Source organism: Bradyrhizobium sp. NBAIM14 (assembly GCF_020193895.1).
In the GTDB taxonomy this organism is placed as follows: Bacteria; Pseudomonadota; Alphaproteobacteria; order Rhizobiales; family Xanthobacteraceae; genus Bradyrhizobium; species Bradyrhizobium yuanmingense.
On record NZ_JADYVQ010000047.1, the window covers coordinates 1 to 5,982 of the forward strand.

General features: G+C 61.6%; 7 protein-coding genes and 2 pseudogenes. 6 read left to right on the forward strand and 3 right to left on the reverse strand.

The window, feature by feature from the left end; translation table 11 throughout:
- Positions 1-284: 284 nt before the first annotated feature.
- From I6F28_RS36780 to I6F28_RS36790, 3 genes are all read right to left on the reverse strand, one after another.
- Positions 285-1,364: a bifunctional DNA primase/polymerase gene (locus I6F28_RS36780; protein WP_346656713.1), complete on the reverse strand. Its 1,080-nt coding sequence runs from the start codon at positions 1,362-1,364 to the stop codon at positions 285-287.
- Between the two features lie 90 nt (positions 1,365-1,454).
- Positions 1,455-1,658, reverse strand: coding sequence for a hypothetical protein (locus tag I6F28_RS36785; RefSeq protein ID WP_225143873.1), 204 nt, complete (start codon positions 1,656-1,658; stop codon positions 1,455-1,457).
- A 383-nt stretch (positions 1,659-2,041) separates the two neighbouring features.
- Positions 2,042-2,917, reverse strand: a complete 876-nt coding sequence (locus I6F28_RS36790; protein WP_225143875.1) for a hypothetical protein — start codon at positions 2,915-2,917, stop codon at positions 2,042-2,044.
- Between the two features lie 76 nt (positions 2,918-2,993).
- Here I6F28_RS36790 and I6F28_RS36800 point away from each other — a divergent pair, with 76 nt between their 5' ends.
- The 6 genes and pseudogenes from I6F28_RS36800 (at position 2,994) to I6F28_RS36820 (ending at position 5,772) form a co-directional block, all read left to right on the forward strand.
- The gene (locus I6F28_RS36800) at positions 2,994-3,212 is read left to right on the forward strand and encodes a hypothetical protein (RefSeq protein WP_225143876.1); all 219 of its coding nucleotides are present in this window, start codon (positions 2,994-2,996) and stop codon (positions 3,210-3,212) included.
- Positions 3,209-3,543: pseudogene (gene tnpB, locus I6F28_RS36805) on the forward strand (IS66 family insertion sequence element accessory protein TnpB). Before I6F28_RS36800 ends, tnpB begins: the two are co-directional and overlap by 4 nt.
- A 50-nt stretch (positions 3,544-3,593) precedes the next feature.
- The gene (gene tnpC, locus I6F28_RS36810; RefSeq protein ID WP_225143880.1) at positions 3,594-5,153 is read left to right on the forward strand and encodes an IS66 family transposase; all 1,560 of its coding nucleotides are present in this window, start codon (positions 3,594-3,596) and stop codon (positions 5,151-5,153) included.
- Between the two features lie 29 nt (positions 5,154-5,182).
- A complete protein-coding gene (locus I6F28_RS36815; RefSeq protein ID WP_225143882.1) occupies positions 5,183-5,332 on the forward strand; it encodes a hypothetical protein in 150 nt (49 codons plus the stop codon).
- Between the two features lie 96 nt (positions 5,333-5,428).
- Positions 5,429-5,509, forward strand: a pseudogene (locus I6F28_RS37715) (UPF0149 family protein); the annotation flags it as partial.
- A 59-nt stretch (positions 5,510-5,568) separates the two neighbouring features.
- A complete protein-coding gene (locus I6F28_RS36820) occupies positions 5,569-5,772 on the forward strand; it encodes a hypothetical protein (protein ID WP_225143885.1) in 204 nt (67 codons plus the stop codon).
- Positions 5,773-5,982 lie beyond the last annotated feature (210 nt).

Genomic DNA, 5,982 nt, shown 5'->3' on the forward strand with positions numbered 1-5,982 from the left:
GCTCCGCGACAATCAGAGTTCAAAAAACTCTTGCGCGCGACAATTAACGCGGCAATCATCACCTCGCCGCGACACCGACTCGCCATCCTGATTGTCGTGCGCTTCCCACCCAGATTGTCGCGCTATAGCCGCATCACGACGACGGGCCGGATTGGCGCTCAGCCAATCTATTGCACGCTTACGGCTGATTGGCGTCACGATTTCAGGCACTCCCGGCTCCCACGTCTCTTCGACCAAATAGACTCGCCCGCCCGACCAACCGATTTGTTCGGCCTAGAAGGTTCTTAGTGTTGTTTGAGAGTGTAGGGGCGACGGCGCGTGCGGGAGGCCCATCTATATTGGTCCCAAAGCCGTTGAGCTATGCTCTGGTGCGTGAAGACGCGTTCCCCGCTCTCTTCGATCACCAGCTCGCGAGTAAGCCACTCTAAACGCAGCTCGGCCTCCAACGGGCATTTGCCGTCGCAGATAGCCGCCGCGACGACTTCAATCTGTTCTTCGATAAGATCCCGGAGGACTTGGATGCGGGGTAATGCGTCCATTGTGCTGCTCTCCGGCTGAGAAAAATGGCGGGCCACTTTACGCTCTAAGTTCCGGCTGGCACCTACCAGAATTGGTCGGCCGCCGAAGGGCTCCGCCTTCTCCGCTGCGAGCCTCTCTTGCCAAGCGTCCCATTGCTTCTCCGTGCCGCCGTTTGCGAAATACGCCTCGTGGTCATCGACCGCGTCCTCATCAGAGACAGCGCCCAACGACTCACCGCTTATCGCATCCCGCACGAATTGAGGGATGGCGGGCAACGTGCGCGCCTTATACGCCTTGGTCAGTGCAGCCGTGTCAGAACGCTTGCCGTATGTCTTCCCGTCGTGAATACGCGTCACGCCCGGCGCCACAACGTACCCGCCAACTCCCTTAACGTCGGTCTCGCAGTCCCGCTTCAGCTTACCGGCGCTGCACCCTAGCCTGTCGGGATTAGAGAAATAGAGATGCCGCCCGCCGCGTTGGGTCCGCACGGCGACGGTTTTCTTGGGCAACTCACCGTTTCGTTCGACGAATAAGTCGAACAGCCTCACTCCATCGCGATGCTCGCCATTGCGCTCTTTCAGGTCGTTGTCTACCACTACAAGGCCGCTCGGCCCGCAAGCGATGGCCGGGAGGACATCAGGCTTCTCGCTCATCAAGCGCCGTACCGGCGCCCGGTTAGTTGTCGCACCGATAGCGAACGGCTCAAATCCGTGTTTGTCAAAGAACGCGCGACGCTTCGCTTCCCGCTCTTCCGCGGGAATTTGTGTGTCGAACTGACCGTGCGCGAGCGTCAACGGGACCTTGCTCTCCCCGTCGACAAAAAGGATCGCAATGCCTGCGTTCACAAGCTCAATCGCGATGCTCCTATTGTCGCTACGCGCCCGTCTACTCGCGCCCACTCGCGTTTCCAGTCGCGCACTTCCGCGTCGAGCGGTTTAGTCATTGCTGTAAGCCCTTCCGGTAATCGTTAGCTGGGCAGAAACCTCATTGTCGAGCTGTTCGACATCCCGCATTCTCTGGTCCACCGCCGCCTTGACATCTTCATACGAAAAGCCGTAACCGGCGGCCTCTATCTCAACCTTCAGGTCGTTCTTCGTGTCCTGATACTCTGCCTTCTGATCGGCAAAGATCTGCTCCACGTTAAACAGTCTCTCGATATAGCGCTTCAGCGCCTCGCGACTCGCGATATGTGCGTTCGCCTTCTTACTTTTTTCTGATTCCTCGAATATTAATTCGACCTCAGAGGGGGCCTTCCTGATTCGAGAATCGCCAGCACTACCTTCCCGTGCTGGTCAATAAATAGCTTCCCGTCGCTACCCTGAATCGCGGGCGCGATCAGCGTTCGTCCGATATGGTCAACCCCCTTGAAGTGGGCGGTGGCTGTGCCGGATCGCGTGTGCGTCATGATTGCTAGTCCTCTTGGGGTTTACGCTGCGGCCTTGGTGGCAGCGCGTTTGTGGCTATGGGTAGCGTGCGCCGTGGCCGCACGCTTTGCGGTTTTCGTTTTGGTCGGTAAAACGATCTAATTGATCAGCTTTGTTAGCTCGGCCTTCGACTGGCCGACGCGCCCATCCAGTTCATCAGCTCTGGCCGAAACCAGTAGAGCAACAAGACGCTGAGCCTGATTGGGGTCGAGTCTGCCGAGCAGATCGCGGTTCGCCTCATCATTACGGCCCAACTCGTCGAGTGCCCTCAAAACGCCGCGCGCAAGCGGTCGAATACGCCTGGACTTCGCTTCGGCATTGGCATCGTTGATACCCGCGTCAATGAATCGATTCTCAATTGCGTGCAGTAGTGCATGCTGGGCATCTGACTTCAGTGCGGCGATAGCGTGAGCGGAGGTTGCGCCGTCGAACAGCGATCCCACCTCAATTTCTCGGAGGTCCGGTTTGGTTCGGCCGCGACGCTGCTTTGTGCTGAGCCACTGACCGACCTCACGCTGAGCGGCTTGCAGCTCTGCTCGACCTCGGGCGATCAACACACGGGCCTGCTCGACGCTCACACCTGCGGCCTTAGCGATCTGATCGCGCGCATCGGTGAAGCCTAATGATCTCAAGCTAGCATCTGCCCAAGCAGCCAGGATCGGCCGCTCAAGCTTCGAGGCTCGCTGCAAGCGCTTCAGACACTCGCGCGCGATATGCTCACGAGTCGCCGCTGTGGCTCTGGACTGCAAAGCGGCCTCGATCAACCGCCGACGAGCGCGAAGCTCCGAAAGTTGTAAACGGTGGACGTGCCTCTCGGGGCCGAACAATTCCACATCGTCACCATCGAACGCACTGCGTGCGTCGACGATGGATGTGAGCTTCGACTCGCCTAGTTCGTTTGGAAGCGGGGCGAACGGCACCTCTTTTTGTACGTGAGGGGAGGGTGCGAACATCTCCGAGGTTGCGCGGCGCAATGGCGTTTCGCGGGGGCTGCTTACGGTGTGGCGACGCCAAGTTGCGGCGGCGGTGGTTGGCAAGGCGTCGAACTTCGTGCCAATCCAAATTGGTGCCGAGAGCGGTAGCGGGACAGCCGGCGAGCCCGAGCGTATTTCGCGGCTACAGACGAAGCCTTTGGAGATCGCCGCGCTGCCGGCCAAGGTTTGCGGGGTTGTCGAGATCGAGGTGAACGGGGCGCGCATCCGGGTCGAGCCCGGCGTGGAGCTGGCGACGCTGTCGACCGTGCTGGCGGCGCTTCGGGGCATCCGGTGATTGCGCTACGCTCTGACCTCAAAGTGGTGCTGGCGACACAGCCGGTCGATTTCGCAAGTCGGTGCATACGCTGTCCGCACTGGTGAGCGAAGCGCTGCGTGCGAACCCGTATTGTGGCGACGTCTTCGTGTTCCGCAGAAAACGCATGGACAGAGTGAAGCTTCTGGCGTGGGACGGCAGCGGCATGGTGCTGGTGACGAAGTGGTTGCACCAGGGGCACTTCACCTGGCCGCCGATCCGCGACGGCGTGGTGCATCTCAGTGCGACGCAGCTCGCGATGCGGACGCGCGTCTCACCCAAGCCTGTGAAGCAGCCGGCCGTTTTCGGCTGAGAGGAGAGGATTTCGCTGGAGCCTGTGGCGCGCGGATGTATGGTCCGTTCATGGCGATTCGCCCGGACGTTCTCCCGACTGATCCAGCCGCTCTAACCGAGATGGTGCTGGCGCTTGACGCCGAGAACGAGAAGCTGCGTGTTGCGATGCAGACGCTCAAGGAGATGATCTTCGGGAAGCGCTCGGAACGGCTTGCCACGCTCGTGGCCGAGCAACTTGCGCTTGAGCTTGACGATCTTGAGACAAGTGTCACGCCGCTTGCAGCTGCCAACGACGATGTGCCTGCGGCGAAGCCGGCCGATAAGCCGCGCAAGAAGGCGCGCCGCAACATCGGCGCGTTGCCCAAGCCTCTGCCGCGCTGTGAGCAGGTCCTGGAGCCGGAGGTGACGGCCTGCCCGTGCTGCCAGGGCCAGCTTCACAAGATCGGCGAGGACGTCAGCGAGGTGTTGGACGTGATCCCGGCGATCCTGCGCGTGCTGCGCACGATCCGTCCCACATACGGCTGCCGCGGCTGCACTGATGGCGTGGTCCAGGCGAAAGTGCTGCCGCGCCTGATTGAAGGCGGCATGGCGTCGACGGCCCTCGTGATCCACGTGGTGGTCTCGAAGTTCGCCTGGTATTTGCCGCTTTACCGGCAGGTTCAGGTCCTCGCCGGCCAGGGCATCCATCTTGACCGCGCGACACTCGCCGGTTGGGTCAAACGCGCCGCGTGGTGGCTCAGGAGCCTTTATGAGCTGCAGCTGCGGATGATTCAGGCCGCGCCGCGCGTGTTCTGCGACGAGACGCCGATGCCGGTGCTCGATCCCGGACGACATCGCTCCCGCATCTGCCAGTTCTGGGCGCATGCTATGGATGACCAGCCATGGGGTGGCCCCTCGCCGCCGGCGGTTGCCTACGTATTCGCCGACGGCCGTGGCACCGAGGAGATCGCCGGACAGTTGACGGGCTTTTCCGGCATTCTGCAGGTGGACGGTTATGCCGTCTGCAAGGCGCTGGCCCGCGGTCATGGCGGCGCGATCCAGCTCGCCTTTTGTCTCGCCCATGCCCGATGCAAATTCGTCGAGGTGTACAAGACCACGCAGTCGCCATTCGCGCGCGAGGTGATTGAACGGCTGCAGGCGGTCTATGCGACCGAGGCAGTGATCCGCGGCAGTAGTGCGGAGCAGCGGCTGGCCGCCCGCCGCACCAGGAGCGCGCCGTTGATGGCGGCGCTCAATGCGCGACTGACCGAGATCGTCGGCCAGCTGTTCTCCCAATCGAAGCTGACAGAGGCGATCAACTATGCGCTCAATCACTGGGACGGACTGACGCTGTTTCTCCGCGACGGCCGCGTCGAGGTCGACTCCAACACAGTCGAGCGTTCCATGCGCCCGATTGCCATGGGAAGACGCAACTCCTTGTTCAGCGGCAGCGAAGGCGGCGCCGAGAGCTGGGCCATCCTGGCGTCGATCGTGAACACCGCAAAGCTCCATGAGCTCGATCCGCAGGCCTATCTGACCGACGTGCTGGAGCGCATCGTCTCCGGGCGAACCAAGAGCCATCAACTGCACGAGCTGCTCGCCTGGCACTGGAAGGCGGCGCGCCAGCGCACCGCACAGGCCGCTGCGTGAGCCCACGTCGCCATAAAGCATCGTCATCGATGGCCGCCGCCGCGATGCCACTTGCGGAACTCGAGCGATGGCTGCAGGCTCGAGTCGATCAGCATCCTGCCGCCACCAATCTCCCCATGCTCGACGGCTACGTCGCCGCAATCGTGGCCGGACCGGTGTCGATGAGCCCACTCGACTGAATCTGCCCGCTGCTTGCCATTGATGCCGATGCCTTCAACCACGGCGGCACCCCGGAGTTTGCAGCCTTATCGGCCGTCGCGCTGTGCCACAACGACATCAGCAACACCCTCTCGACCGCACCCGACAGGTTCGCGCCGATGTACCGGCGCAAACCCAGTGGAGACGTCGATCCGCGACCATGGTGCCAAGGCTTCTATGCCGCGATGCGGCTCAAGCTATCGGCGTGGGCGCCGTTGTGGACGCCAGCAACGTCAATCACGGCCTACTTCTGCCCATCCTGCTGCACTGTCGCGACGATCAGGGCCGTCCGCTGCTTGGACCACCACGAAGCGGCCGCGAGACCAAGAACTTTCTGCGTAACGCCCACGCCGATATTCCGGCGGCGGTCGAGGCCTTGCGGCAATACTGGATGCCGATCCGCTACGCCCGCGCTCGCTGATCACCGCGGACGTGGGAACTCATCCGGTTACGTTAGAGTCCCGTTGGGTATTGCAGCCAGGCCGAACTTTGGACCATTCAGAACTAGCATTACAGTTGCATCTTCCTGAAGGTTCTGAATCCATGGGCGACCATGATTCGGGATCTGATGATTGGTGGCGCGTCAGTTGAAGATACGCTGACGCTGTGGGCTTCGGCGTTGCGAGATATC

Coding starts and splice junctions, on each gene's coding strand:
- tnpC (WP_225143880.1), top strand. CDS start 3,594: ATGGCGATTCGCCCGGACGTTCTCCCGACTGATCCAGCCGCTCTAACC.
- I6F28_RS36815 (WP_225143882.1), top strand. CDS start 5,183: ATGGCCGCCGCCGCGATGCCACTTGCGGAACTCGAGCGATGGCTGCAG.